This is a genomic window from Fulvimonas sp. R45, assembly GCF_030504985.1.
Classification (GTDB): Bacteria; Pseudomonadota; Gammaproteobacteria; order Xanthomonadales; family Rhodanobacteraceae; genus Rhodanobacter_A.
Genome location: NZ_JASERU010000006.1, coordinates 35,425 through 60,716, shown reverse-complemented (window position 1 = coordinate 60,716; position 25,292 = coordinate 35,425). Strand labels below are relative to the sequence as shown.

The 25,292-nt window shown below is 70.5% G+C and carries 22 protein-coding genes and 3 tRNA genes; 9 read left to right on the top strand and 16 right to left on the bottom strand.

What is annotated here, in order from left to right:
- Nucleotides 1-14: 14 nt before the first annotated feature.
- From epmA to rnk, 3 genes are read right to left on the bottom strand one after another with little or no spacing between them, the layout of a single operon-like run.
- Nucleotides 15-971, bottom strand: a complete 957-nt coding sequence (epmA, locus tag QMK61_RS07455) for an EF-P lysine aminoacylase EpmA (protein WP_302071541.1) — start codon at nucleotides 969-971, stop codon at nucleotides 15-17.
- Nucleotides 971-3,361, bottom strand: coding sequence for an NAD-dependent DNA ligase LigA (gene ligA / locus QMK61_RS07450; RefSeq protein WP_302071540.1), 2,391 nt, complete (start codon nucleotides 3,359-3,361; stop codon nucleotides 971-973). Before ligA ends, epmA begins: the two co-directional genes overlap by 1 nt.
- A 46-nt stretch (nucleotides 3,362-3,407) precedes the next feature.
- Nucleotides 3,408-3,815: a nucleoside diphosphate kinase regulator gene (gene rnk, locus QMK61_RS07445; protein ID WP_302071539.1), complete on the bottom strand. Its 408-nt coding sequence runs from the start codon at nucleotides 3,813-3,815 to the stop codon at nucleotides 3,408-3,410.
- A gap of 224 nt (nucleotides 3,816-4,039) precedes the next feature.
- Between rnk and QMK61_RS07440 the strand changes: the two genes are divergently transcribed.
- Nucleotides 4,040-5,398, top strand: coding sequence for an MFS transporter (locus QMK61_RS07440; RefSeq protein ID WP_302071537.1), 1,359 nt, complete (start codon nucleotides 4,040-4,042; stop codon nucleotides 5,396-5,398).
- 46 nt (nucleotides 5,399-5,444) lie between these two features.
- The gene (locus QMK61_RS07435; protein ID WP_302071536.1) at nucleotides 5,445-6,647 is read left to right on the top strand and encodes a cation:proton antiporter; all 1,203 of its coding nucleotides are present in this window, start codon (nucleotides 5,445-5,447) and stop codon (nucleotides 6,645-6,647) included.
- Nucleotides 6,648-6,720: 73 nt separating this feature from the next.
- Here QMK61_RS07435 and QMK61_RS07430 read toward each other — a convergent pair.
- From QMK61_RS07430 to uvrC, 5 genes are all read right to left on the bottom strand, one after another.
- Nucleotides 6,721-6,794, bottom strand: a tRNA-Cys gene (locus QMK61_RS07430).
- An 82-nt stretch (nucleotides 6,795-6,876) separates the two neighbouring features.
- Nucleotides 6,877-6,952 (bottom strand) — tRNA-Gly (locus QMK61_RS07425).
- 123 nt (nucleotides 6,953-7,075) lie between these two features.
- Nucleotides 7,076-7,151, bottom strand: a tRNA-Gly gene (locus QMK61_RS07420).
- A gap of 55 nt (nucleotides 7,152-7,206) precedes the next feature.
- Nucleotides 7,207-7,815: a CDP-diacylglycerol--glycerol-3-phosphate 3-phosphatidyltransferase gene (pgsA, locus tag QMK61_RS07415; protein WP_302071535.1), complete on the bottom strand. Its 609-nt coding sequence runs from the start codon at nucleotides 7,813-7,815 to the stop codon at nucleotides 7,207-7,209.
- A gap of 68 nt (nucleotides 7,816-7,883) precedes the next feature.
- Nucleotides 7,884-9,710 carry an excinuclease ABC subunit UvrC gene (gene uvrC, locus QMK61_RS07410; RefSeq protein WP_302071534.1) on the bottom strand — a complete coding sequence of 609 codons (1,827 nt, stop codon included), beginning with the start codon at nucleotides 9,708-9,710 and terminating at the stop codon, nucleotides 7,884-7,886.
- Between the two features lie 74 nt (nucleotides 9,711-9,784).
- On the opposite strand from uvrC, the gene QMK61_RS07405 reads away from it, so the two are divergent.
- A complete protein-coding gene (locus QMK61_RS07405; protein ID WP_302071533.1) occupies nucleotides 9,785-9,943 on the top strand; it encodes a hypothetical protein in 159 nt (52 codons plus the stop codon).
- A 5-nt stretch (nucleotides 9,944-9,948) separates the two neighbouring features.
- On the opposite strand, the gene kdsB is transcribed toward QMK61_RS07405, so the two are convergent.
- The 5 genes from kdsB to QMK61_RS07380 form a co-directional block, all read right to left on the bottom strand.
- Entirely contained in the window at nucleotides 9,949-10,722 is a 774-nt protein-coding gene (gene kdsB / locus QMK61_RS07400; protein WP_302071532.1) for a 3-deoxy-manno-octulosonate cytidylyltransferase, read from the bottom strand.
- Between the two features lie 302 nt (nucleotides 10,723-11,024).
- Nucleotides 11,025-12,335, bottom strand: a complete 1,311-nt coding sequence (gene aroA, locus QMK61_RS07395) for a 3-phosphoshikimate 1-carboxyvinyltransferase (protein ID WP_302071531.1) — start codon at nucleotides 12,333-12,335, stop codon at nucleotides 11,025-11,027.
- Nucleotides 12,332-13,420: a prephenate dehydratase gene (gene pheA / locus QMK61_RS07390; RefSeq protein WP_302071530.1), complete on the bottom strand. Its 1,089-nt coding sequence runs from the start codon at nucleotides 13,418-13,420 to the stop codon at nucleotides 12,332-12,334. Before pheA ends, aroA begins: the two co-directional genes overlap by 4 nt.
- 59 nt (nucleotides 13,421-13,479) lie before the next feature.
- Nucleotides 13,480-14,565, bottom strand: a complete 1,086-nt coding sequence (serC, locus tag QMK61_RS07385; RefSeq protein ID WP_302071528.1) for a 3-phosphoserine/phosphohydroxythreonine transaminase — start codon at nucleotides 14,563-14,565, stop codon at nucleotides 13,480-13,482.
- Between the two features lie 82 nt (nucleotides 14,566-14,647).
- On the bottom strand, nucleotides 14,648-15,424 hold the full coding sequence (locus tag QMK61_RS07380; protein WP_302071526.1) for an FHA domain-containing protein: 777 nt from the start codon (nucleotides 15,422-15,424) through the stop codon (nucleotides 14,648-14,650).
- A gap of 102 nt (nucleotides 15,425-15,526) precedes the next feature.
- Between QMK61_RS07380 and QMK61_RS07375 the strand changes: the two genes are divergently transcribed.
- Nucleotides 15,527-15,808: a polyhydroxyalkanoic acid system family protein gene (locus QMK61_RS07375; RefSeq protein ID WP_302071525.1), complete on the top strand. Its 282-nt coding sequence runs from the start codon at nucleotides 15,527-15,529 to the stop codon at nucleotides 15,806-15,808.
- A 133-nt stretch (nucleotides 15,809-15,941) separates the two neighbouring features.
- Nucleotides 15,942-16,160 (top strand): translation initiation factor IF-1, encoded by a 219-nt coding sequence (gene infA / locus QMK61_RS07370; protein WP_302071523.1) that lies wholly within the window; start codon nucleotides 15,942-15,944, stop codon nucleotides 16,158-16,160.
- A 145-nt stretch (nucleotides 16,161-16,305) separates the two neighbouring features.
- On the opposite strand, the gene clpA is transcribed toward infA, so the two are convergent.
- Together clpA and clpS are read right to left on the bottom strand one after the other, a co-directional pair.
- Nucleotides 16,306-18,579, bottom strand: a complete 2,274-nt coding sequence (gene clpA / locus QMK61_RS07365) for an ATP-dependent Clp protease ATP-binding subunit ClpA (protein ID WP_302071521.1) — start codon at nucleotides 18,577-18,579, stop codon at nucleotides 16,306-16,308.
- Between the two features lie 59 nt (nucleotides 18,580-18,638).
- On the bottom strand, nucleotides 18,639-18,965 hold the full coding sequence (gene clpS / locus QMK61_RS07360; RefSeq protein ID WP_302071520.1) for an ATP-dependent Clp protease adapter ClpS: 327 nt from the start codon (nucleotides 18,963-18,965) through the stop codon (nucleotides 18,639-18,641).
- Nucleotides 18,966-19,053: 88 nt separating this feature from the next.
- Between clpS and QMK61_RS07355 the strand changes: the two genes are divergently transcribed.
- The 3 genes from QMK61_RS07355 to hflD are packed head-to-tail and all read left to right on the top strand — an operon-like array spanning nucleotide 19,054 to nucleotide 21,327.
- Nucleotides 19,054-19,569, top strand: coding sequence for an NUDIX hydrolase (locus QMK61_RS07355; RefSeq protein WP_302071518.1), 516 nt, complete (start codon nucleotides 19,054-19,056; stop codon nucleotides 19,567-19,569).
- Nucleotides 19,566-20,693 carry a tRNA 2-thiouridine(34) synthase MnmA gene (mnmA, locus tag QMK61_RS07350; RefSeq protein ID WP_302071517.1) on the top strand — a complete coding sequence of 376 codons (1,128 nt, stop codon included), beginning with the start codon at nucleotides 19,566-19,568 and terminating at the stop codon, nucleotides 20,691-20,693. The genes QMK61_RS07355 and mnmA overlap by 4 nt, the downstream gene beginning before the upstream one ends.
- A gap of 10 nt (nucleotides 20,694-20,703) precedes the next feature.
- Nucleotides 20,704-21,327, top strand: a complete 624-nt coding sequence (gene hflD, locus QMK61_RS07345; protein WP_302071515.1) for a high frequency lysogenization protein HflD — start codon at nucleotides 20,704-20,706, stop codon at nucleotides 21,325-21,327.
- Between the two features lie 7 nt (nucleotides 21,328-21,334).
- On the opposite strand, the gene QMK61_RS07340 is transcribed toward hflD, so the two are convergent.
- On the bottom strand, nucleotides 21,335-22,264 hold the full coding sequence (locus QMK61_RS07340) for a LysR family transcriptional regulator (protein ID WP_302071513.1): 930 nt from the start codon (nucleotides 22,262-22,264) through the stop codon (nucleotides 21,335-21,337).
- Between the two features lie 249 nt (nucleotides 22,265-22,513).
- Between QMK61_RS07340 and acnA the strand changes: the two genes are divergently transcribed.
- Nucleotides 22,514-25,264, top strand: coding sequence for an aconitate hydratase AcnA (gene acnA / locus QMK61_RS07335; RefSeq protein WP_302071512.1), 2,751 nt, complete (start codon nucleotides 22,514-22,516; stop codon nucleotides 25,262-25,264).
- Nucleotides 25,265-25,292 lie beyond the last annotated feature (28 nt).

Sequence of the window (25,292 nt, the reverse complement as noted above, 5' to 3'; positions counted from 1 at the left end):
GGGTTTCGGCACGACTACGCCTCCGCGAAGGGGAATGCCAGCACGTCGGCGATGGCTTCGGTGCCGGCCAGGCACATCAGCAGCCGTTCGATGCCCAGCGCCACCCCGGCGCAGTCGGGCATCGCGTCCAGCACGGCCAGCAGCCTCCCGTCCAGCGGGACTTCGCGCTGGCCGCGCCCGCGGCGGCGTGCGTTGTCGCGCTCGAAGCGCGCGCGCTGCTCGGCCGCGTCGTTGAGCTCGTGGTAGCCGTTCGCCAGCTCGTACGGGCCGAGGTACAGCTCGAAGCGCTCGGCCAGCGGCGGGTCGCCGGGGCGGATCTTCGCCAGTGCGCACTGGCTGGCCGGGTAGTCGTGGATCACCGTGATGCGGTCGCGCGGGAACGCCGGCTGCAGCCTGTGGGTGAGCAGCAGGTCCAGCCAGTCGTCTCGGGTGAGCCCGGCCGGGTCGATGCCCTGGTCGGCCAGCGGCGCGCGCAGTGCGTCGACCGCGGCGTGCATGGGGTCGAGGCCGAGCTCGTCGATGAACAGCTGCCGGTAGCCGGCGACCCGCACCTCGGCACGGCGCCCCCGCATCGCCAGCGCGGCTTGCACCAGCTCCACGGTCTCGTGCATCAGCCGGCGGTGGTCCCAGCCCACGCGGTACCACTCCAGCATGGTGAACTCGGGGTTGTGCCGGCCGCCCGCCTCGCCGTTGCGGAACACGCGGCCCAGCTCGTAGCAATCGCCCACGCCCGCGGCGAGCAGGCGCTTGAGCGGGAATTCCGGCGAGGTGCGCAGCCAGCGCTCGCGCGCGCCGGCGTCGACGTGGCCGCTGAACGCCGTGCTGAAGCTCTCGATGTTGGGCTCGGTGTTGCCGGCGGCGGACAGGACCGGCGTTTCCACTTCCAGGACGTCGCGCCCGGCGAAGAACGCACGGATCAGCGCATAGAGCCGGGCGCGCAGGCGCAGGTGCTCGAACGTGGCGCCGGCCATCACGCCTGCCCGTGTTCGTCGAACAAGGCCAGCAGGCGCGCCTCGTCCCATACCGGCACGCCCAGCTCGTTCGCCTTGTCGAGCTTGGAGCCGGCCGCCTCGCCGGCCACCACGAAGCTGGTCTTCTTCGACACGCTGCCGGCCACCTTGGCGCCCAGCGCCTCCAGCCTTTCCTTCGCCTGGTCGCGGCTGAGCGTGGGCAGCGTGCCGGTCAGCACCACGGTCTGGCCATCCAGCGGCAGGCTGGCGGCCGCGGTGGCCTGCGGGATCGCCGCCAGCAGGCGCTGCATCGCCTCTTCCGCCTCGCGCAGGGCGGCCAGGTTGGCTGCGTCGGCCAGCCAGGCCTCCAGGTTGATCGCCGCCGCCTGCGGCAGGCCGGCGGTGATCCACTGCGCCTGACCCGCGTCCAGCAGGCGCTGCAGCGTGGGATAGTGCCCGGCCAGCAGGACGGTGCTCCTGGGACCGAGCTTGGACACGTTCGCCATGTCCAGCAGCACGGCCAGGCCCAGCCGCTGGCGCAGCTTCGGCGAAGGATCGCCTTCGTCGCCAAAGCGGATGCCGGCCGCGAGCAGCGCGTCGACCACCTGCTGGTTGCCCGCCTGCGCGAAGAAGCCGGCGACTGAAGCGGCCACCTCGCCGCCAATGTCCGGCAGCACGCGCAGCACCGGCGCCGGCATGCTGCGCACGAACTCCAGCCGGCCCAGCCAGGCGGCCAATGTCTTCGCCGTGCTTTCGCCGATGTGCATGATGCCGAGCGCGAACAGGAAGCGCGCCAGCGTGGTGGACTTGCTGGCCTCGATGCCGGCGATCAGGTTCTCCGCCCACTTGGTGGCGATCTTGCCGGCCTTCACCGTCTCCGGCGTGGTGCCGTCGCGCTCGTCGGCGCGGCGCTTCATCTCCAGGAAGTCGTCCAGCGTCAGCGCATAGAGGTCGGCCGGCGTATGCACGTAGCCGAAGTCCACCAGCGCGTCGGCGAAGCGCTCGCCCAGGCCCTCGATGTCCATCGCGCGGCGCGAGGCGAAGTGGATCAGCGCCTCCTTGCGCTGTGCCACGCAGACCAAGCCGCCGGAGCAGCGCCAGACCACCTCGCCTTCCTCGCGCAGCAACGCCGAGCCGCATACCGGGCAATGCGACGGCATGCGCCACGGCTGCGCCTGCGGCGGCCGCCGCTCCGGCACCACCCGCACCACCTCGGGGATCACGTCGCCGGCGCGCCGCACGATCACGGTGTCACCCACCCGCACGTCCAGCCGCGCCACCTGGTCGGCGTTGTGCAGGGTGGCGTTGGTGACGGTGACGCCGCCCACCTGCACCGGCGCCAACCGTGCCAGCGGGGTGGCCGCGCCGGTGCGGCCGATGTTGATCTCGATGTCCTCGACCGTGGTGGCCTGCTCCTGCGCCGGGAACTTGTGCGCGATGGCCCAGCGCGGCGCACGCGAGACGAAGCCCAGCGCGCGCTGGCCCTCGTAGTCGTCCAGCTTGTAGACCACGCCGTCGATGTCGTACGGCAGGCGGTCGCGCTTTTCGCCGATGCGGCGGAAGTAGGCGACCAGGCCGTCGAAGCCTCGCGCGGTATCCACTTCGGGCGAGACCGGGAAGCCCCATTCGCGCAGCTTCTGCAGCGTGGCCGAATGCGTGGGCGGCAGCTCGGCGCCCTCGACCACGCCCACCGCGTAGGCGAAGAAGCTGAGCTTGCGCTTCGCGGTGATCGCCGGGTCGAGCTGGCGCAGCGAGCCGGCCGCGCCGTTGCGCGGGTTGGCCAGGGTCTTCTCGCCGTGCGCGAGGGCGCGTTCGTTGAAGGCCTCGAAATCCCTGCGCAGCATGATCACCTCGCCGCGCACCTCCAGCACCGCGGGCCAGTCTTCGCCGCGCAGCCTCAGCGGGATCGCGCGCACGGTGCGCAGGTTGGCGGTGACGTCCTCGCCGGTCTCGCCGTCGCCGCGGGTGGCGCCCTGCACGAAGACGCCGCGCTCGTAGCGCAGGCTGATCGCCAGGCCGTCCAGTTTCGGCTCCACCGAGAACAACGGGTCGCGCCGGTCCAGCGCCTGCTCGATGCGGCGCACGAACTCGGCCACCTCGCGGAAGCGGGTGCGGTCGTCCTCCCCGTCCTGTTCGAAGGCGTTGGCCAGCGACAGCATCGGCAGCGCGTGCCGCACCTCGGCGAAGCCGCCGCTGGCGCGGGCGCCGACGCGGCGGGTGGGCGAGTCGGGCGCGGCCAGCGCCGGGTGCGCCGCCTCCAGCGCCTCCAGCTCGCGCATCAGCCGGTCGTATTCGGCGTCCGGGATCTCCGGGTCGTCGAGCACGTGGTAGCGGTAGTTGGCCTGTTCGATGCGCGCGCGCAGCTCGGCGGCGCGCGCCTGGATGTCGCCGGGGACGGGGGTTTCGCTCATGCGTGAAGTCTAGCGGCAGGACCAGCGCACGGGACGTGGACGGTCGTCAGCGGTGCAGCTCGCCGGCCGCCTCGGGCTGGTAGTCGATGCCGACCACGCGCAGGCGCCGCCGCTGGGCGCCGGGCACGGGCCAGTCGATGGTCTGCCCGACGCGCAGGCCCAGCAGGGCGCTGCCCACCGGGGCCAGCACCGACACCGCGTTCGCCGCCGGCGCGTCGCCCGGATAGGCCAGGGTCACGGTGCTGCTGCCGCCCTGCTCGTCCTCGAAGCGCACCACCGAGCGCATGCTCACCACGTCGGGCGGCATCGCCGCGGGTTCGACCACCGTGGCGCGGTCCAGCTCGGCCTGCAGCGCGGCATAGCGGTCGGCCTCCTGCGGCGGCAGGCGCTCCAGCAGCGCCTCGATGCGCTGCAGGTCGAGCCGGGACAGGACGATGGACGGCTTGGCGTTCATGACGTGCTCCTTACCCATGCAAAAGGCGCGCGCCCGCGCCGGGACGGGCCCGGATGGCGCGGCGCGCGCGTCGAAGATCGAATGCCACCTGACTTTGCGGGCGGCGCCCGCGAAAAACAAGCTGCCGCAGCAGCTATCATGGACGCATGCCCCTCCCCGCCGCTGCGTCCCCCGCCCCAGCCGGCGCCGCGGACACGCTCCAGCCCGACACCTCCGCCGTCCCCATGAGCGGACTGCTGGTGCTGGTGTCCGCCGCGTTCTTCATGCAGACGCTGGACTCCACCATCGTCAACACGGCGGTGCCGGCGATGGCCGAGGCGCTGGGGGTCACGCCGCTGGGCATGCGCAGCGCGCTCACCAGCTACGTGCTGACGCTGGCGATCCTGATCCCGGCCAGTCCCTGGCTGTGCGACCGCTTCGGCACGCGCCGGGTGTTCGGCGCCGCGATCGGCCTGTTCGCGCTGGGTTCGCTGCTGTGCGGCATCTCGCAGACGCTGCCGCAGCTGGTGGCCTCGCGCGTGCTGCAGGGTTGCGGCGGCGCGGCCCTGCTGCCGGTGGGACGTGCGGTGCTGGTGCGCAGCGTGCCGCGGCACGACTTCGTGCGGGTGACCAGCCTGGTCTCCACCTTCGGCCTGCTCGGCTCGGTGCTGGGGCCACTGCTGGGCGGCGCGCTGACCGAGTTCACCTCGTGGCGGCTGATCTTCCTGCTGAACGTGCCGGTGGGCATCGTCGGCGTGTGGATGAACCGGCGCAACATGCCGGACTACCGGCTGGAACGGGCGCACCGCTTCGACTTCTCCGGCTTCCTGCTGTTCGCGGTGGCCTCGGCCCTGCTGCTGACCGCGTCCGAGCTGGTCGGCGAGACCCCCATCCGCTGGCCGTGCGTGGGCGCCTGCTTCGCCATGGCCCTGCTGCTGGGCCTGGCCTACCTGTGGCACTGCCGGCGCACCGAGCACCCGGTGGCCGACCTGCGTCTGCTGCGCGTGCGCAGCGTGTGGGTATCGCTGGCTGGCGGCCTGTTCACCCGGCTCGGCGTGGCCGGCATGTTCCTGCTGGTGGTGCTGTTCCTGCAGGTGGGTTGCGGTTGGTCGCCGCTGGCGGCCGGCCTGATGATGGTGCCGCAGGCGCTGGGCTCGATCTGCGCCAAGTGGGCGATCGACCGCGCGCTGGCGCGGTTGGGCTATCGCCGCATGCTGCTCGGCAACACCATGGTGGTGGCCGTACTGCTGGCCACCTTCGCCCTGCTGGGGCCGGGCACGCCGGTGGCGCTGATCGCCGCGTTGATGTTCCTGTACGGCGGCTTCATGGGCCTGCAATACACCACCATGAACACGCTGATCTACGTGGACCTGGACGTGAAGCATGCCGGGATGGCCTCGTCGATGGCCTCCACCGCGCAGTACCTGGCGATGAGCTTCGGCATCGCGCTGGCCACGCTGCTGATGGAGGCGTTCCTGCCCAGCCATGCCCAACAGGGCTACGTGTCGGCGTTCCGCTGGACGGTGCTGGTGCTGGCCGCGATCACCGCGGCGGCCGGCCGCGTGTTCGTCCACCTGCGCCACGACCGCCCACCGCAGGCCTGATTGCCGCTAGCATGCGGGGCGTGTTCCACGCACGGCGCGCTTCCGCATGCACCATGCCAGCGAGATCCTGCTCACCCTGTTCGTCGTGTTCGTGGCCGCCCAGGTGGGCGGCGAGATCGCGCAGCGCCTGAAGCTGCCCGGCGTGGTCGGCGAGATCGCCGCCGGCTGCGCGATCGGCCCCTCGCTGCTGGGCTGGATCACGCCGGACCAGGTCGCCGCCGGCACGCCGCTGGACGTGCTGTCCGAGCTGGGCGTGGTGCTGCTGCTGTTCGCGGTGGGCCTGGAGACGCGGCTGGAGGACCTGAAGAAGGTCGGCCGCTCCGCCTTCCTGGTCGGCGTGCTGGGCGTGCTGGCGCCGTTCGCGATGGGCGCGGCGTGGGCGCACGCCAGCGGCTTCAACTGGGACAAGTCGATGTTCGTGGCCGCCGCCTTCGTGGCCACCTCGGCCGGCATCACCGCGCGCGTGCTGCAGGAACTCGGCGTGCTGCAGCGGATCGAGAGCAAGGTGATCCTGGGCGCGGCGGTGATCGACGACATTCTCGCCATGCTGCTGCTCGGCGTGGTGGTGTCGCTGCAGGGCGGCGAAGGCTTCGACCCGCTGCACCTGCTGATGGTGCTGGCCGGCGCCGTGGGCTTCATCGCGGTGATCGGCTGGGGCGGCGCGCGGGTGATGCGCTGGAATTCGAGCTGGCTGGACAAGCCGCGTCATGCGCAGTCGCCGCTGCTGATCGTGCTGGCGCTGTGCCTGGGCCTGGCCTGGCTGTCCACCCGCTTCGGCCTGGCCGCGATCATCGGCGCCTTCCTCGCCGGCATGATCGCCTCCGAGACGCGCCAGCAGCACACGCTGGAGAAACAGACCCAGCCGCTGCTGGTGCTGCTCACGCCGTTCTTCTTCGTGATCACCGGCAGCAAGATCGACCTGCACCAGCTGGCCGGCCTGGACGCGCTGCTGATGCTGCTGGTGGTGACCCTGATCGCGATCGTCTCCAAGCTGGTCGGCGGCTTCCTCGGCGCCCTGTCGCTGGGCCGGCGCGGCGCCACCATCGTCGGCTTCGGCATGGTGCCGCGCGGCGAGGTGGGCGTGGTGATCGCCAGCCTGGGCCTGTCCGCCGGCGTGTTCAGCGACCGCGTCTACGCGATCATCGTGGCGATGTCCCTGCTCACCGCGATGGTGACGCCGCCGGTGCTGGCCTGGTTGCTTCGTCGCGCGGGCGCGGAGCCGCAACGGTCGGAAGCATCCGGCCGGTAATTGCCGGCACGGCGCGGACTGCAGCCCGCGCAACAAAAAAGCAGCCGGGCGAAGCCGGCTGCTCGATGTGCAATGGAGGCCAGGGTCGGAATCGAACCGGCGTACGCGGATTTGCAGTCCGCTGCATGACCACTCTGCCACCTGGCCATTGCATGCGATGCCGCCGGAAAAACGCCACGGCACCGCCTGAAAAAACAAAACCCCGGGAGACCGAGGCTTTGCGGAAAACTGGAGCGGGAAACGAGACTCGAACTCGCGACCCCGACCTTGGCAAGGTCGTGCTCTACCAACTGAGCTATTCCCGCATCGGAGCCCATCATCTTAGCAGAAGAACTGCGTATGGGAAGCCCCCTTGCGCACGGCCCACTGTCCGTTTTCCTGCCTCGGAAACGGCGAAGCCCCGGCAGAACCGGGGCTTCGTGGGAAACTGGAGCGGGAAACGAGACTCGAACTCGCGACCCCGACCTTGGCAAGGTCGTGCTCTACCAACTGAGCTATTCCCGCATCGGAGGCGCGCATTCTAATACGCCGAAACGGATCGTCAAGCCTTCCGCCGGCGTCACGGCTGCGGCTCGTCCGGCCGCAGCCGCGGCTTGTCGCCGCGCAGGGTCGGCCAGGCCGCGTGCAGGTAGTACAGGCCGGACCAGATCGTGAGCACGCCGGCGATCACCAGCAAGGCCTCGCCGATGTGGTACAGCCGCAGCGCCTCGGCTTCCTTCTCGTGCTGCACGATCAACACCACCAGCGCCACCATCTGCATCACCGTCTTCAGCTTGCCGATGAAGGCCACCTTCACCGTGGCGCGCATGCCGATCTCGGCCATCCATTCGCGCAGCGCCGACACGCTGATCTCGCGCCCCACGATGATCGCCGCCGTCACCGCCATCAGCACGCCCGACCAGCCGGCCGGGTGCGACTCCACCAGCAGGAACAGCGTCACCGCCACCATCAGCTTGTCGGCCACCGGGTCGAGGAAGGCGCCGAAGGCCGAGGTGAGCGCGAGCCGCCGCGCCAGGAAACCGTCCAGCCAGTCGGTGACCGCAGCCAGCAGGAACACCACCGCGGCGGTGATGTTGTGACCGTGGAACGGCAGGTAGAACACCACGATCATCACCGGCAGCAGCGCCACGCGGAACAGGGTCAGCCAGGTTGGAAGATTGATTCGCATGGGTCTCTGTCCACGGGGTCGGCCCAGTGTCGCACGGTTCGCATCGGGATCGCCGGCGACTATGCCGCTCAGCCGTGCAACGCCGCGTAAATGCGCTCGGCCAGGCCGCGGTCGATGCCCTTCACCCGCATCAGTTCCTCCACGCCGGCGGCCTCCACCCCGGCCAGGCCACCGAAGGTCTTCAGCAATGCCGAGCGACGGCGTGCACCGACGCCGGGCACGTCTTCCAGCACGCTGCGCTCGCGCGCCCTCTCGCGCCGCTTGCGATGGCCGCTGATCGCGAAGCGGTGCGACTCGTCGCGCACCGCCGCCACCAGGTGCAGCGCCGGCGAGCTCGGGCCGGGATGAACCTCGCGCCCCTGGTCGACCAGGATCAGGGTCTCCTCGCCCGCGCGCCGCGCGGGTCCCTTCGCCACGCCGACCACGTGGATGCCGGCGACGCCGAGTCCCGCCAGCACCTCCAGCGCCTGCGCCACCTGGCCCCGGCCGCCGTCGATCAGCAGCACGTCGGGCCGGGCGCCCTCGCCCTCGGCCACCTTGCGGAAGCGGCGGGTCAGCGCCTGGTGCATGGCCGCGTAGTCGTCGCCCGGCGTGATGCCGGTGATGTTGAAGCGGCGGTAGTGCGATTTCTCCGGCCCTTCCGGCCCGAACACCACGCAGGAGGCCACGGTCAGCTCGCCGCGGGTGTGGCTGATGTCGAAGCATTCGATGCGCCGCGGCGGCTCGGGCAGCTCCAGCAGCTTCTGCAGGTCCTCGAAGCGCGTGCCCAGGGTCTGCCGGCTGGCCAGGCGCTGGGTCAACGAGGCCTGCGCGTTGCGCTCGGCCATCTGCAGGAAGCGCGCGCGTTCGCCGCGCACGCGGCTCCTGATCTCCACCGCGTGGCCAGCCTGCTGCGCCAGCATCTCGGCGAGGATCGACTCGTCGGCCAGCGTCTCGCCCAGCACCAGCTCGCGCGGCACCGGGCGTTCCAGGTAGTACTGCGCCACGAACTGCGCCAGCACGTCGGCCGGCTCGGCGTCCAGCGGCAGGCGCGGGAAGAAGTCGCGCGTGCCCAGGCTGATGCCCTCGCGGAAGAACAGCACGCTGACGCAGGCCAGGCCCGCCTCGATGCGGCAGGCGATCACGTCCATGTCGGCGCTGGCGCCCTGCACGTGGTGCTGCGCCTGCAGCTGGCGCAGCGCCGCCACCTGGTCGCGCAGCGCGGCAGCGCGCTCGAAGTCCAGCCTGGCGCTGGCCTGCTCCATCGCCGTGGCCAGTTCCTCGATCACCGCGCTGCTGCGCCCTTCCAGGAACATCTCGGCGTGGCGCACGTCGTTGCGGTAGTCCTCCACCGAGACCAGCCCCACGCAGGGCGCAGTGCAGCGCCCGATCTGGTACTGCAGGCAGGGCCGCGAGCGGTTGCGGAAGTAGCTGTCCTCGCACTGGCGCACCTTGAACAGCTTCTGCATCAGGCCGAGGCTCTCGCGCACCGCGAAGGCGCTGGGATACGGTCCGAAGAAGCGCCCCGGCAGGTTGCGCGCGCCGCGGTGGAAGGCCAGCCGCGGGTAGTCCTCGCCGCCCGACAGGTAGATGTACGGGTAGCTCTTGTCGTCGCGCAACATGATGTTGTAGCGCGGCTTGAGCGACTTGATCAGCTGCGATTCCAGCAGCAGCGCCTCGCCCTCGGTGCGCGTCACGGTGATCTCGCAGCGCGCGATCTGCGCGATCATCGCGGCGATGCGCGGCTCCATCCGCGGCTTCAGGAAGTAGCTGCCCACGCGCTTCTTCAGGTTGCCGGCCTTGCCGACGTACAGCAACTCGTCGTCCGCGTCGAAGTAGCGGTAGACGCCGGGCGAGGTGGTCAGGGTGCGGACGAAGGCCTTGCCGTCGAAGGCCTGCGGCGATGTGGGCTGCATGGATCGATTCTAGCCGGTCCGGTGGACGATTCGCCGGTATCATGGGCTCCGGTTTTCGCTGCCGGAGACGAGGCATGGGCTGTCTGCCGATACCGGTGCTGTTCGTGCTCGGCGTGCTGCTCGGCTCGCTGCTCGGCGGCGACCGCGGCGCGCTGTGGGGCGCCGGCATCGGCCTGCTGCTGGGGCTCGGCCTGGCCGGCGCCTTCGTGGCCCTGGTGCGCCGTCGCCGCTGAGCGGCTCAGCACCCGGCGCGCAGCCAGCGCTCGGCGCGCTGCAGGTCGGCCTCGGTATCGATGCCCGGCGGGAACGGCTCCGGCGCCAGCCGCACCGCGATGGCGTGGCCGTGCTCCAGCACGCGCAACTGTTCCAGCGACTCGGCCTGCTCCAGCGGCGTGCGCGGCAACCGCGTGTACTGTGCGAGGAAGCCCGCGCGGTAGGCATAGATGCCGATGTGGCGCAGGAACGGCACGTCCGCCGGCAGCGCCTCGCGGTCCGTGGCGAACGCGTCGCGCGCCCACGGCAGCGGCGCGCGGCTGAAGTACAGCGCGCGGCCATCCGCACCGCGCACCAGTTTCACGATGTTGGGATCGAACAGCTCGTGCGCGTCGGCGACCGGGGTCGCCAGCGTGGCCATGGGCGCATCGTCCTCGGCCAGCGCGCGCGCCACCTCGCGGATGCCGGCGGCGGGAGCGAACGGCTCGTCGCCCTGCAGGTTCACCACGATGGCGTCGTCGGCCCAGCCGCACAGCGCGGCGCACTCGGCCAGCCGGTCGCTGCCGGAGGCGTGGTCGGCGCGTGTCATGCACACGTCCACGCCCTGCCCGTCCAGCGCCGCGGCCACGCGCGCATCGTCCACCGCCACCACCACGCGGGCGGCGCCCGCCTGCATGGCGCGCTGCGCCACGCGCACCACCATCGGCACGCCGTCGATGGCGCGCAGCGGCTTGGCCGGCAGGCGGGTGGAGCCGTAACGGGCGGGAATGGCGACGATGAAGGGCGGGACGGCAGGCATGGCGGGCTCGGACGGAAACCGGCTGCGACTTTAACCGAAGTGGCGCAGGTGGCCGTGGCGACATCGATCTCCCAGCCGTTCGTGCCGAGCGTAGCCCGCGCAGCGGGCGGAGTCGAAGCGCCGCCGCATGCGGCGCCTGTCGCCAGGGTGCCCTTCGACTCCGGCCTTCGGCCTGCGCCCAGGTAGAACGGGTTTGGGGTAGACCCAATGGGAGAGAAGAACCAGACGCTACATGGTGCCCACTCTCTCCCGGCGGGCGAGGGTTCGGCCGGAGCGCTGCGCCCCGTGCCGCCACGCCGCCGTCAGCCCACGGCGTCCAGCGCGAACCCGCTGCCGTTGGCCAGCGCCATGAAGCCCGGGAACGAGGTGGCCACGTGGCGGCAGTCGTTGATGCGCACCGGCGCCTGCGCCACCAGCCCGGCCACGGCGAAGCTCATCGCGATGCGGTGGTCGGTGAGGCTTTCCACCACGCCGCCGCCAAGCGAGCCGCCATGGATGGTGGCACCATCGGGGGTTTCGTCCACCGTGATGCCCAGCGCCCGCAGACCGGTCGCCATGGTGGCCAGGCGGTCGGACTCCTTGACGCGCAGCTCGGCCGCACCGCGGATGACGGTGCAGCCTTCGGCTGCTGCGGCGGCGACGAACAGCGCCGGGAATTCGTCGATCATGTCGGGCACCAGCGCCTCGGGCAGCTCGACACCGTGCAGCGGCGCATGGCGGACCACCAGGTCGCCGACCGGCTCGCCGCCGCTGGTCCGTTCGTCCTCGACGCGGATGTCGGCGCCCATCAGGCGCAGCGCCTGGAGCAGGCCGGTGCGTCGCGGGTTGAGCCCCACCGCGGGCAGGCGCAGCCCGGAACCGGGCACGATGCTGGCGGCGACCAGGAAGAACGCGGCGGAGGAAAAATCCGCCGGCACCTCGACATCGGTGGCGCGCAGCGCATGGCCGCCCGACAGCCTCGCCCGGCCGGGCATGAAGTCGATCGGCCAGCCGAACGCGGCCAGCATGCGCTCGGTGTAGTCGCGCGTGGGATGCGGCTCGATCACCTCGGTCTCGCCCTCCGCATACAGGCCGGCCAGCAGCAGCGCGGATTTCACCTGGGCGCTGGCCACCGGCAGCTCGTAGCGGATGCCGTGCAGGCGCTGGCCGCCGCGCACGTGCAGCGGCGGCAGGCCGTCGTGCGTGTCGATGCGCGCGCCCATCGCGAACAGGGGATCGGTGACGCGGCGCATCGGCCGCTTCGACAACGAAGCGTCGCCCACCAGGGTGCTGTCGAACGCCTGCCCCGCCAGCAGCCCAGCGAGCAGGCGCATGCCGGTGCCGGCGTTGCCGCAATCCAGCGGCCCGTCGCTGCCGCGCAGGCCGTGCAGGCCCACGCCGTGCACCACGCGCTCGCCCTCGCGTGGCGCCTCGATGCGCACGCCGAGCCGCTGCAGCACGGCGGCGGTGGCGCGGGTGTCCTCGCCCTCCAGGAAGCCGTGGATGCGCGACGTGCCTTCCGCCAGCGCCGAGAACATCAGGGCACGGTGCGAGACGGACTTGTCGCCCGGCACCCGCACGCTGCCCCGCAGCGGCCCCGCCGGGCGGCTGCGCCAGTCCAGCCGCCCGCTCACGGCAGCGCTACCGGGTAGGAGCCGAGCACGCGCAGCTGCGCCACGGACTGTTCGATCTCCTTCACCGAGGCCTGCAGCGCCTCGTCCTGGATGTGGCCGGACACGTCGATGAAGAACGCGTACTGCCACTTGCCCGAATGCGCCGGGCGCGATTCGATGCGGTTGAGGCTGACGTCGTGCCGCGCGAACGGACTGAGCACGTCGTACAGCGCGCCGGGCTTGTCGTTCACCGTGATCAACAGCGAGGTGCGGTCGTTGCCCGACGGCGGGAACAGGCTGCGGCCGATCACCAGGAAGCGGGTGGTGTTGTCGGCGCGGTCCTCGATGCCGGTGGCCAGGGTCCTGAGGCCGTAGACCTTGCCGGCCGTCTCGCCGGCAATGGCGCCGACGTCGTCGGCGTGCCGTGCCAGCCGCGCCGCCTCGGCGTTGCTGCTCACCGCCTCGCATTCCACGCCGGGCAGGTTCATGCGCAACCAGGTCTTGCACTGCTGCAGCGACTGCGCGTGCGCGTAGACGCGCTTGATGTCCTCCAGCCGCCCGGCCATCGAGTGCAGGCACTGGTGCACGCGCAGCTCCACCTCGCCGCAGATGCGCGCGTCGGAGGTGAGGAACATGTCCAGGGTCACCTGGATCATGCCCTGGCCCGAATTCTCCACCGGCACCACGCCGAAGTCGGCATGCCCGGCGGCCACTTCCTGGAACACTTCCTCGATGCTGCCCAGCGGCAGGCCGTAGGCGGCGTGGCCGAAGTGCTTGCGCACCGCCTGCTCGCTGAAGGTGCCTTCCGGGCCCAAGTAGCCTATCTTCAGCGGATCCTCCTGCGCCAGGCAGGACGACATGATCTCGCGGAACAGCCGTACCATCTCGGCGTCGGGCAGCGGCCCCTGGTTGCGGTCTACCACCATGCGCAGCACGTGGGCCTCGCGCTCGGGGCGGTAGTAGTCGATGGCGGACAGCCCCTCGCCCTTCACCTTGGCCACTTCGCGCGCCCAGTTGGCGCGCTCGGAGATCAGCTCCTGGATCTGCCGGTCGATGCTGTCGATGCGGTCGCGCACCTGGGACAGGGGGTTCTTCGTATCGCTCATCTCGGGTGTCTGGAAGGAAAGCCGTCCAAATGCGGAAATGCCATCATGCCTGAAAAAGCTCAGCCGTGCCGTGCGGCGAAGTCGCGCATGAACGCGACCAGCGCATCGACCGCCTCCGGCGGCACCGCGTTGTACAGCGAGGCGCGCATGCCGCCCAGCGCCTTGTGGCCCTTCAGCGCCATCAGCCCGGCGGCCTCGGATTCCCTCAGGAAGTCGGCGTCGAGCGCACTGTCGTGCAGGGTGAACGGCACGTTCATGCGCGAGCGCGCGGCCGGGTCGACCGGATTGCGATAGTAGCCGCCGGAGCCGTCGATGGCGGCGTACAGCCGTTCGGCCTTGGCGCGGTTGCGCTCGCCCATCGCGGCGAGGCCACCCTGCTCCTTCAGCCATTGGAAGGTGAGCCCGGCCAGGTACCAGCCCCAGGTGTTGGGCGTGTTGAGCATGGAATCGGCGGCGGCGTATTCGGCGTAGCGGAAGATCTTCGCCATCGGCCGCGGCGCGCGCTGCAGCAGGTCGCGGCGCACGATCATCAGCACCAGGCCGGACGGGCCGATGTTCTTCTGCGCACCGGCGTAGACCAGGCCGAAGCGCGACACGTCCAGCGGCCCGGACAGGATGCTGGAGGACATGTCGGCGACCAGCGGCACCCCACCCACCTCGGGCACGTCGCGGTATTCCACGCCGTGAATGGTCTCGTTCGGCGTGTAGTGCACGTAGGCCGCGTTCGGGTCGAGCCTCCATTCCGCGCGCGGCGGCAGGCGCAGGTAGCCGTCGGCCTGGCTGCTGGCCGCCACGTTCACGCGCACGTAGGCGGCCGCCTCGCTGGCCGCCTTGGCGCCCCAGTGGCCGTTGACGACGTAGTCGGCGACGTCGCCCTCGCCGGCCAGGTTCATCGGGATCTGCGCGAAGTGCTGGGTGGCGCCGCCCTGCAGGAACAGCACGGCGTAGTCGGCGGGGATCGCGGCCAGTTCGCGCAGGTCGGCCTCCACCTGCGCGGCCATCGCGACGAAGCGCTTGCCGCGGTGCGACTGCTCCATCACCGACATGCCGCTGCCGTCCCAGTCCAGCAGCTCGCGCTGCGCGCGTTCGAGCACCGGTCGCGGCAGCGCCGCCGGACCCGCGCTGAAGTTCCACACCTGTGTCACCGGTCGATTCCCGTAGCTGCGTGATCGCCGCATTATGCCGCGCCGCAGCAACGGCGCGTCAATGGCGATTCGGCACAAGCGCTCAGAAACGCACCAGCAACACCAGCGCGATGCCGAGCGCGATCACCGCGGCGGTGGCGATCAGCCACCACACCTCGCCGCGCGGGCCGGCCGCCGCTTCCGGCAGCGGCGAGGCCGGCGGCTCGGGCGGCGGCACGATCTCCGGCTCCGGCTGCATGCCCGGCGCATCGACCACGAAGCGGTGCATGGCCACGCCGATCTGGTCGTCCGGCGCCAGCGCCACGGACGCCTGCACGGCCACGCCGTTGAGCAGCAGCGGATAGCGCGGCGAGACCTGTGACCCGTTCTCCAGCAGCAGGCGGCCGTCGCGCCAGCCCACGCGCAGCGAGGCGAGCTCGTCCTGCGGCAACTGCAGCGGCAGGCGCCCGCCCGGGCCCAGCTCCAGCCGCTCGCGCACCGGCAGCACGCGACCGGACAACGGCCCGGCCACCGCGCGCAGGGCCACCGTGCAGCGTTGCGGCGGCGGCACCTCGGGCGGCTCGTCGCCCCCCCGGGCCGTATCGGCGCACAGCAGCAGGCGGCAGCTGCCCACGCTCAGCACGTCGCCGGGACGCAGCAGGGCGCGCTCGCGCACGGGGCGTGCGTTCACGTAGATGCGTCCGGCATCGGGCAGCACCTGCAGCACCAGGCCGCGCCGGTCCTGCCGGATGCGCAGGTGGTGCGCATCCGCCTGGCTGGCGTCCAGCACCAGGTCGTTGTCCGGCGCGCTGCCGATGCGCAGCTGCGGCTGGGACCAGCAAAAGGGTTCGCGGGTGGATTGGGGAAACTCGATGCGCATGAGGGACAACCGGCTGACCGGCGCACTCTAGCAGGATGCCGCGCGCACGCCGCCAGCCGCTGCTCGCGTATCATGGCGCGCCCAGCCGCCCCGAGCCTCGCCATGCCCAGCATCGACATCCGCCGCCCGCATGCCCTGCCCCCCGCCGAAGCCCGCGCCGTGGTGGACAGGGTCGCCGCGCGCATGCGCGAGAAATTCGGCATGGAAGGGAACTGGCAGGGCGACACCTATGCGTTCTCCCGCCCCGGCGTGAAGGGCTCCATCGCGGTGGGTGCGGACGAGATCCGCGTCGGTGCCGAGCTGGGCCTGATGCTGGCCCCGCTCAAGGGCATGGTGGAGCAGGAGATCCGGCGCAAGCTGGACGAGCACTTCGGCGCCGCCTGACGACAGGCAACCACCCGCCGGGCATCCGGCAGCGGCCGACCCGGCAGGCTGACGAATCTTTAACCACCCTTGCGAACGTGGCATAATCGACGGCTTACGCGGCCACGACGGCCGCGCGCGACCCCGGGAACACATGGCCAAAGACGACGTCATCGAAATGGAGGGCACGGTCCTCGAGACCCTGCCCAACACCATGTTCCGCGTGCAGCTGGAAAACGGGCACGTGATCATCGCCCACATCTCCGGTCGCATGCGCAAGCACTACATCCGCATCCTGACCGGCGACAAGGTCAAGATCGAGATGACGCCCTACGACCTCACCAAGGGCCGCATCACCTACCGCATGAAGTAAGGGCGGACCATCCGTGCGCCGGGCGGCCCGCCGCCGGCGCGGCATCGCCGTCCGGGTCCATCGACCGCAGCACGGAAGCGGCCAGGCAGAAGAAAGCCGGAGCGGTTTCCCGCCCCGGCTTTTTCGTGCGCGCGTCCCGGCGTGCTCAGTCGACCACGGCCGGCAGCTTCTCGGCGGCCTCGGTCTCCACGCTCAGTTCGCCGTCCCGCACGCCCAGCTTCACCTTGCCGCCGTCAGCCAGCTTGCCGAACAGCAGCTCGTCGGCCAGCGCGCGCTTCACCTTCTCCTGGATCACGCGGGCCATCGGGCGGGCGCCCATCTGCGGGTCGAAGCCGTGCTCGGCGAGCCAGCGGCGGGCGTCGGCGTCCACGTCCAGGCCGACGTGCTTGTCGGCCAGCTGGGCCTCCAGCTCGATCAGGAACTTGTCCACCACGCGCAGGATGTGCTCGAAGTCCAGCGCGTTGAACTGGATGATCGCGTCCAGCCGGTTGCGGAACTCCGGCGTGAAGCTGCGGCGGATCACCTCCATCGCGTCGGTGGTGTGGCTCTGCTCCACGAAGCCGATGCTGCGCCGCGCCGCCTGCGCCGCGCCGGCGTTGGTGGTCATCACCACGATCACGTTCTTGAAGTTGGCCTCGCGCCCGTTGGTGTCGGTGAGCACGCCGCGGTCCATCACCTGCAGCAGGATGTTGTAGACGTCCGGGTGTGCCTTCTCGATCTCGTCCAGCAGCAGCACCGCGTGCGGATGCTTGGTGACCGCCTCGGTCAGCAGGCCGCCCTGGTCGAAGCCCACGTAACCCGGAGGCGCGCCGACCAGGCGCGAGACCGAGTGCGCTTCCATGTACTCGGACATGTCGAAGCGAATCATCTCGATGCCCAGTTGCAGCGCGAGCTGGCGGGTGACCTCGGTCTTGCCCACGCCGGTCGGGCCGGCGAGCAGGAAGCTGCCGATCGGCTTGGACGGGTCGGCCAGGCCCGAGCGGGCCATCTTGATCGAGGCGGCCAGCGCCTCGATCGCCGTGTCCTGGCCGAACACCACCATCTTGAGGTTGCGCTCCAGGTTCTTCAGCACGTCGCGGTCGGAGGCCGAGACCTGCTTGGCCGGGATGCGCGCCATCTTGGCGACGATGTACTCCACCTCCGGCACGTCGATCCGGCTGACGCGCTGGTCCTCCGGCAGCAGGCGCTGGCGCGCGCCGGCCTCGTCGATCACGTCGATCGCCTTGTCCGGCAGCAGGCGGTCGGGAATGTGCTTCACCGACAGGTCCACCGCGGCCTTCAGCGCCTCGTTGGTGTAGGCGACGTTGTGGTGTTCCTCGAAGCGGCTCTTCAGGCCCTTGAGGATCTCGATGCTGTCGGCCACGCTGGGTTCGACCACGTCGATCTTCTGGAAGCGGCGCGCCAGCGCGCGGTCCTTCTCGAAGATGCCGCGGAATTCCTGGAAGGTGGTCGAGCCGATGCAGCGCAGCTCGCCCGAGGCCAGCATCGGCTTGATCAGGTTGGACGCGTCCATGGTGCCGCCGGAGGCCGAACCGGCGCCGATGATGGTATGGATCTCGTCGATGAACAGGATCGCGCCCGGCTGCTTCTTCAGCTGGCCGATCACGGCCTTGAGGCGCTTCTCGAAGTCGCCGCGGTACTTGGTGCCCGCGACCAGGGCGCCGAGGTCCAGCGACCAGATCACGGCGTTCTCCAGCACCTCGGGCACCTCGCCCTCGACAATGCGCTTGGCCAACCCTTCCGCCAGCGCGGTCTTGCCCACGCCGGCCTCGCCCACGTAGAGCGGGTTGTTCTTGCGGCGGCGGCAGAGCACCTGGATGGTGCGCTCGATCTCGTCCTGGCGGCCGATCAGCGGGTCGATCTTGCCTTCCAGCGCCAGCTCGTTGAGGTTGCTGGCGTACTCGGCGAGCGGATTGCCTTTCGACTCGCCGCCCTCCTCGCCCTCGCGCTCGACGCCGGACGAGCCCCCCACCGCCGGTTCGTCGCCGATCTTGGCGATGCCGTGCGAGATGTAGTTGACCACGTCGAGCCGGGTGATCTCCTGCTGGTGCAGGAAGTACACCGCATGGGAATCCTTCTCGCCGAAGATCGCCACCAGCACGTTGGCGCCGGTGACTTCCTTCCGCCCGGAGGATTGCACGTGGTAGACCGCGCGCTGCAGCACTCGCTGGAAGCCCAGCGTGGGCTGGGTATCGCGCTCGTCGCCGTGCGGCAGCACCGGCACGGTCTCGGCGATGATCTTCTCCAGCTCGGCCGACAGGCGCGGCAGGTCGGCGCCGCAGGCGCGCAAGGCGCCCAGCGCGGACTGGTTTTCGGTGAGCGCGAGCAGCAGGTGCTCCACGGTCATGAACTCGTGGCGCTGTTCGCGGGCCTGCTTGTAGCACTGGCCGATGGTGACTTCGAGATCCTTGCTGAACATCCGGACCGTCTCCGTTCAATGCGATGGGCGCTTGCCCGATGACCACGAAATGGGGGCGCTCAGAGCTTTTCCATAGTGCACAACAGGGGGTGCTGATGGGCGCGTGAATATTCGTTGACCTGGGTGACCTTGGTCTCGGCCACCTCGCGGGTGAACACGCCGCATACCCCCTTGCCGCGGGTATGCACGTGCAGCATCACCTGCACCGCCTTTTCCTGGTCCAGCCCGAAGAAGCTGCGCAGCACCTCGACCACGAAGTCCATCGGGGTGAAATCGTCGTTGAGCAGCACCACCTGGAACAACGGCGGCCGCATCACCTCGGGGCGCGAGGTTTCCACGGCCAGGCCGTGACCGTTGCCGTGCTCGTGTTCGGGTTCGTGAGCCATGACGCCTCTGGGGAAGATCTCGATGCCGATTATACGCCGCGGCGCTTCCGAGCCAGCGGCGGCAAGGCATGCAAGGTGATGGCACAATATGGCCTTTTCCAGTCCCCCTTCCGCCGTGCCCGGATCGCCTCCCGCCCCCAGCGAACGCTGGCGCCCGCATGTCACCGTCGCCTGCGTGGTGGCGGACGGCGCGCGCTACCTGATGGTCGAGGAAGAGGTGGACGGCCGGCTCGCCTACAACCAGCCCGCCGGCCACCTGGACGAGGGCGAGAGCCTGGTCGCGGCGGCGGCGCGCGAGGCGCTGGAGGAGACCGGCTGGACGGTCGAGCCGCAGCACCTGGTCGCCGTGCACCAGTGGCGCAGCACCGAGCATGGGGAGGCGGTGCTGCGCTTCAGCTTCGCCGCCCGTGCGGTGTGCCATGACCCGGCGCGCCCGCTCGACGCCGGCATCCGCCGCGCACTGTGGCTCACCCGCGACGAGATCGCCGCGCTGGGCGGGCGCCTGCGCAGCCCGCTGGTACTGCACAGCATCGACGCCTGGCTGGCCGGTTCGCGGCTGCCGCTGGACGCATTGCACTGGCTGTCCGACCCGGCCGCGCCATGAAGGTGATGCTGGGTATCTCCGGCGGCGTCGACTCCTCGGTGGCGGCGCTGCTGCTGCAACAGGCCGGCCACGAGGTCGAGGGCCTGTTCATGCAGAACTGGGAAGAAGACGAGCGCAACGGCCCCTGTACCGCCGACGCCGACCGCAAGGACGCCGTGGCCGTGTGCGGGCGGCTGGGCATCCCGTTCCATGCGCGCAATTTCGCCGCCGAGTACTGGGACGGCGTGTTCGGGCACTTCCTCGCCGAGTACCGCGCGGGCCGCACGCCCAACCCCGACGTGCTGTGCAACCGCGAGATCAAGTTCAAGACCTTCCTCGACGAGGCGCGCGCGCTGGGCGCGGAGAAGATCGCCACCGGCCACTACGCCCGCGTCGATCACCGCGACGGCGAGTACCGCCTGCTGCGCGCCGTCGACACGGCCAAGGACCAGACCTACTTCCTGCACGCGCTGGGCCAGGCGCAGCTGTCGGCCACGCTGTTCCCGGTCGGCGAGATCGACAAGCCGCGGGTGCGCGCGATGGCCCGCGAGGCGCAACTGCCCACCCACGCGAAGAAGGATTCCACCGGCATCTGCTTCATCGGCGAGCGCGACTTCCGCAGCTTCCTGGCGCAGTACATCCCGGCCCGGCCCGGCGAGATGCGCACGCCGGAAGGCACGCGCGTCGGCGAGCACCAGGGCGCGATGTACTACACCCTCGGCCAGCGCAACGGGCTGGGCATCGGCGGGCGCCAGGGCGCCAGCGGCGAGCCGTGGTACGTGGTCGGCAAGGACGTGGCCGCCAACGTGCTGTATGTGGCGCAGGGCAACGCCAACCGCTGGCTGGATTCGCGCCGGCTGCGCAGCGAGGCGCCACAGTGGGTGGCTGGCCGCGCGCCGGCCTCCCGCTTCCGCTGCACCGCCAAGACGCGCTACCGCCAGGCCGACCAGCCCTGCGAGGTGCTCGTGCTGGACGGCGCCCTTGAAGTCCGCTTCGACGCCCCGCAACGTGCAGTGACGCCTGGGCAGTCGGTGGTGCTCTACGACGGCGAGGCCTGCCTCGGCGGCGCGGTGATCGCCGCCACCGACGCGCCCTATGGCGGCCTTCCCCCCATTACGGAACGAGAGTTGAACGACGGTGCTTGAAGCCTTTGCCATGAACGAGGAGCGCGTGCTCGCCCTGGCCGGCCTGTTCCAGGCCACCGCGCTGGCCCAGCAGCTGGCCAACGAGGGGCGCTGCGACGAGCAGGCGCTGGAAGCCAGCCTGGCCAGCGTGTTCCGCATCGACGCGCCCTCGGTGGTCGGCGTCTACGGCAACGTCGGCGGCGTGCGGCTGGGCCTGCGCACCCTGATCGCCCAGCTCGACGAGACCGGCCGCGACATGGCGGTGACGCGCATGGCGGTCACCGTGCTGCGGCTGGAGCGCAGCCTGTCGGCCCGGCGCGAGCTGCTCGACCGGCTGCAGCAGGGTATCCTCGCCGCGAAGCGCCAGGTGGACCATTTCGGCCAGGCCTCGCCGCAGGTGAGCGGCCGGCTGGCGGAGCTGTACGCGTCCACCCTCTCCACGCTGAAGCCGCGCGTGATGGTCACCGGCAACCCGCAGGTGCTGCAGCAGGCGGCCGTCGTCGAGCGCGTGCGCGCCAGCCTGCTGGCGGCGGTGCGCTCGGCGGTGCTGTGGCGGCAGGTCGGCGGCCGCCAGTGGCAACTGCTGCTGCACCGCAGCCAATGCAGCATGCTGGCCCGCGGCCTGCTCACCGGCACCACGCTGGACAACGGCTGAGAGCCGGTCAACCGCCCAGCCGGCGCAAGCCCGGCAAGCGCGCGGCCAGGCCGGCCAGCAGGTCACCGAACAAGGCCAGGTCTTCACGCCAGGGCATCGCGTCGCGCCAATACAGATCAATCTCGCGGCCCTGCTCCGGACCCTTCAGCCGCGCCAGCACGATGTCGGGAATCGAGGCCAGCCGCCCGCAGGCCAGCGCGGGCACCAGCGCGTAGCCGCCGCGCAGCACCACCAGGGCCGCCAGGCTTTCCAGGCTGACGTCCTGGACGTGGCCGTGCTCGGCGCCGTCGCCGGGCAGGCCCTCGGCATGGCTCTCGGCCATCAGCGTGGCCTCGCCGGGATCGAGCTGCTCCAGCGCCACCTGGCGGCGCCCGGCCAGCGGGTGGTCGGCGCGCAGCATCAGCTCCCACGGCTCGAAGAACAGTGGCCGCACCGCGATGCCGCTGGCCGGCTGCATCGGCGGCGCCAGCACCGCGTCCAGTTCGCCTTCGTGCAGGCGCCGCAGCAGGCCGCGCGGCTTGCCTTCGGAAAGGCTCAGCCGCGCACCCGGGAAATGCTGCGGGAACGGCGCGATCAGGTGCGGCAGCAGGTAGGGGCCCAGCGAGGCCGGCACGCCCAGGCGCAGCTCGCCGCCGAAGGCGGCGGCGCCGGCCCGCGCCACCTGCTGCAGGTGCTCGGCGGACGCCAGCACGGCGTCGATCTGCTGCAGCAGGCGCTGGCCGCCCGCGGTGGGCACGACCTTGCGCCCGCCCCGCTCGAACAGCGGCGCGCCCAGCGCCTGCTCTACCTTCTGCACCTGGTGCGACAGCCCGGACGGGCTGATGTGCATGGCCCGCGCCGCGCTGTTGAAGCTGCCGTGGCGATGCACCGCCTGCACCAGCGCGAGGTCGCGCAGCGAGACGGCCGCCAGGTTCAACGAAATCATCGAATGCTGCATGTCATCAAATGCGTTTGTGCGCGACGGCGCGCGGTCCCATGCTATGCGGCAACCCCACCACATGCCCCGGCGAAGACGCAGTCTACCCGTGCGGAACGGTGCCGCCGCAAGGCGCGCGGACGATCCACGCCCCCCCGCTGCTTAACGGCGCCGGCGCGTTTGCGCGATAATCGCGGCCTTTTCCGGCCCGAGCGGCGTCCGCGCCGCCGCCCTCCCCATCCCAGCCGCAGGATCCAGCCAGGAGTTCCCATGAAAGATTCATTCTCGGTACGCGACACGCTCGAAGCCAACGGCAAGCGGTACAGCTTCGCCAGCCTCGCCAAGCTGGGCCAGCGCTTCGACATCAAGCGCCTGCCCTACTCGATGAAGATCCTGCTGGAGAACCTGCTGCGCCACGAGGACGGCGTCAATGTCACCACCCGGGAGATCGAGGCGGTCGCCAACTGGGACGCGAAGAAGGAACCGGATACCGAGATCGCCTTCATGCCGGCCCGCGTGGTGCTGCAGGACTTCACCGGCGTGCCCTGCGTGGTGGACCTGGCCGCGATGCGCGACGCCGTGGTGAAGCTGGGCGGCGACGCCACCCAGATCAACCCGCTGGCGCCGGCCGAGCTGGTGATCGACCACTCGGTGCAGGTGGACGTGTACGGCAGCGAGTCCGCCCTCGAGAAGAACGTCGAGATCGAGTTCGAGCGCAACCAGGAACGCTACGCCTTCCTGCGCTGGGGCCAGAAGGCGTTCAACAACTTCAAGGTGGTGCCGCCGCGCACCGGCATCGTGCACCAGGTGAACCTGGAGCACCTGGCCCGCGTGGTGTTCACCCGGGAAGGCGCCGACGGCCACTGGGCCTACCCCGACACCGTGTTCGGCACCGACTCGCACACCACCATGATCAACGGCGTGGGCGTGCTGGGCTGGGGCGTGGGCGGCATCGAGGCCGAGGCCGCCATGCTGGGCCAGCCCTCGTCGATGCTGATCCCGCAGGTGGTGGGCTTCAAGCTCTCCGGCAAGCTGTCCGAGGGCGTCACCGCCACCGACCTGGTGCTCACCGTCACCCAGATGCTGCGCAAGCTGGGCGTGGTGGGCAAGTTCGTCGAGTTCTTCGGCCCCGGCCTGAAGCACCTGGCGCTGGCCGACCGCGCCACCATCGGCAACATGGCGCCGGAATACGGCGCCACCTGCGGCATCTTCCCGATCGACCAGGAGGCGCTGAACTACCTGCGCCTGTCCGGCCGCGACGAAGCCCAGATCACGCTGGTGGAGGCCTATGCCAAGGCGCAGGGCCTGTGGCACGACGAGAACACCGCCGAGCCGGAATTCACCACCGTGCTCGAGCTGGACCTGGCCGACGTGAAGCCCTCGATGGCCGGCCCGAAGCGCCCGCAGGACCGCGTGCTGCTGGAAGGCGTGCAGCAGAACTTCCACGAGGTGATCGGGCCGCTCACCGCGAACCGTCGCCCGCGCGACAACGCCACCGCCAACTTCATCGCCGAAGGCGGCTCGTCGGCGATCGGCAATCCCGCCAATGCGCTCACCAACGGCGGCGTGCTGGTGGAGAAGGACGGCGAGAGCTTCAAGATCGGCGACGGCTCGGTGGTGATCGCCGCGATCACCTCCTGCACCAACACCTCCAACCCGGCGGTGATGCTGGGCGCCGGCCTGGTCGCCAGGAAGGCCGCGGCAAAGGGCCTGAAGGCCAAGCCGTGGGTGAAGACCTCGATCGGCCCGGGCTCGAAGGTGGTCACCGACTACCTCGAGCAGACCGGCCTGCTGAAGGAACTGGAGAAGGTCGGCTTCTACATCGTCGGCTACGGCTGCACCACCTGCATCGGCAACTCCGGCCCGCTGCCGGCGGAGATCAGCAAGGGCATCGCCGAGGGCGACCTGGCGGTGGCCTCGGTGCTCTCCGGCAACCGCAACTTCGAGGGCCGCGTGCACCCGGAAGTGAAGATGAACTACCTGGCCTCGCCGCCGCTGGTGGTCGCCTACGCGCTGGCCGGCACGCTGGACATCGACCTCACCAAGGATCCGATCGGCACCGGCAGCGACGGCCAGCCGGTGTACCTGAAGGACATCTGGCCGAGCAACAAGGAAATCTCCGACACCATCGCCGGCGCGATCAGCCCGGCCATGTTCGAGAAGAACTACGCCGACGTGTTCAAGGGTGACAGCCGCTGGAACCGGATCGCCTCGCCGGACGGCGCGGTGTACGCGTGGGACGATTCCACCTACATCAAGAATCCGCCCTACTTCGACGGCATGACGATGGCGCTGAACGCGGTGGAGGACATCCACGGCGCCCGCGTGCTGGGCCTGTTCGGCGACTCCATCACCACCGACCACATCTCGCCGGCCGGCTCGATCAAGAAGGACAGCCCCGCGGGCCGCTTCCTGATCGAGAAGGGCGTGCAGCCGAAGGACTTCAACTCCTACGGTTCGCGCCGCGGCAACGACGACGTGATGGTGCGCGGCACCTTTGCCAACATCCGCATCAAGAACCTGATGCTGGACGGCGTCGAGGGCGGCTACACCCGGCACGTGCCCTCGGGCGAGCAGATGGCGATCTACGACGCGGCGATGAAGTACAAGCAGGAGCAGACCCCGCTGGTCGTGATCGCCGGCAAGGAATACGGCACCGGCTCCAGCCGCGACTGGGCGGCCAAGGGCACCCTGCTGCTGGGCGTGAAGGCGGTGATCGCCGAGAGCTTCGAGCGCATCCACCGCTCCAACCTGGTCGGCATGGGCGTGCTGCCGCTGCAGTTCAAGGACGGCGAGAACGCCAGGTCGCTGGGCCTCACCGGCGACGAGAGCTTCGACATCACCGGCCTGGACGGCGGCGAGTCGAAGACCGCCAAGGTGGTCGCCACGGGCAAGGACGGCAGCCGGAAGGAGTTCTCCGTGCACGTGCTGCTGCTGACCCCGAAGGAGCGCGAGTTCTTCCGCCACGGCGGCATCCTGCAGTACGTGCTGCGCCAGCTGGCCGGCAAGAAGGCCGCCTGAGCGCAACCGCGGGACGCGTGAATCCCGG

Coding starts and splice junctions, on each gene's coding strand:
- epmA (WP_302071541.1), bottom strand. CDS start 971: ATGGCCGGCGCCACGTTCGAGCACCTGCGCCTGCGCGCCCGGCTCTAT.
- ligA (WP_302071540.1), bottom strand. CDS start 3,361: ATGAGCGAAACCCCCGTCCCCGGCGACATCCAGGCGCGCGCCGCCGAG.
- rnk (WP_302071539.1), bottom strand. CDS start 3,815: ATGAACGCCAAGCCGTCCATCGTCCTGTCCCGGCTCGACCTGCAGCGC.
- QMK61_RS07440 (WP_302071537.1), top strand. CDS start 4,040: ATGAGCGGACTGCTGGTGCTGGTGTCCGCCGCGTTCTTCATGCAGACG.
- QMK61_RS07435 (WP_302071536.1), top strand. CDS start 5,445: ATGCACCATGCCAGCGAGATCCTGCTCACCCTGTTCGTCGTGTTCGTG.
- pgsA (WP_302071535.1), bottom strand. CDS start 7,815: ATGCGAATCAATCTTCCAACCTGGCTGACCCTGTTCCGCGTGGCGCTG.
- uvrC (WP_302071534.1), bottom strand. CDS start 9,710: ATGCAGCCCACATCGCCGCAGGCCTTCGACGGCAAGGCCTTCGTCCGC.
- QMK61_RS07405 (WP_302071533.1), top strand. CDS start 9,785: ATGGGCTGTCTGCCGATACCGGTGCTGTTCGTGCTCGGCGTGCTGCTC.
- kdsB (WP_302071532.1), bottom strand. CDS start 10,722: ATGCCTGCCGTCCCGCCCTTCATCGTCGCCATTCCCGCCCGTTACGGC.
- pheA (WP_302071530.1), bottom strand. CDS start 13,420: ATGAGCGATACGAAGAACCCCCTGTCCCAGGTGCGCGACCGCATCGAC.
- QMK61_RS07380 (WP_302071526.1), bottom strand. CDS start 15,424: ATGCGCATCGAGTTTCCCCAATCCACCCGCGAACCCTTTTGCTGGTCC.
- QMK61_RS07375 (WP_302071525.1), top strand. CDS start 15,527: ATGCCCAGCATCGACATCCGCCGCCCGCATGCCCTGCCCCCCGCCGAA.
- infA (WP_302071523.1), top strand. CDS start 15,942: ATGGCCAAAGACGACGTCATCGAAATGGAGGGCACGGTCCTCGAGACC.
- clpA (WP_302071521.1), bottom strand. CDS start 18,579: ATGTTCAGCAAGGATCTCGAAGTCACCATCGGCCAGTGCTACAAGCAG.
- clpS (WP_302071520.1), bottom strand. CDS start 18,965: ATGGCTCACGAACCCGAACACGAGCACGGCAACGGTCACGGCCTGGCC.
- QMK61_RS07355 (WP_302071518.1), top strand. CDS start 19,054: ATGGCCTTTTCCAGTCCCCCTTCCGCCGTGCCCGGATCGCCTCCCGCC.
- mnmA (WP_302071517.1), top strand. CDS start 19,566: ATGAAGGTGATGCTGGGTATCTCCGGCGGCGTCGACTCCTCGGTGGCG.
- hflD (WP_302071515.1), top strand. CDS start 20,704: ATGAACGAGGAGCGCGTGCTCGCCCTGGCCGGCCTGTTCCAGGCCACC.
- QMK61_RS07340 (WP_302071513.1), bottom strand. CDS start 22,264: ATGCAGCATTCGATGATTTCGTTGAACCTGGCGGCCGTCTCGCTGCGC.
- acnA (WP_302071512.1), top strand. CDS start 22,514: ATGAAAGATTCATTCTCGGTACGCGACACGCTCGAAGCCAACGGCAAG.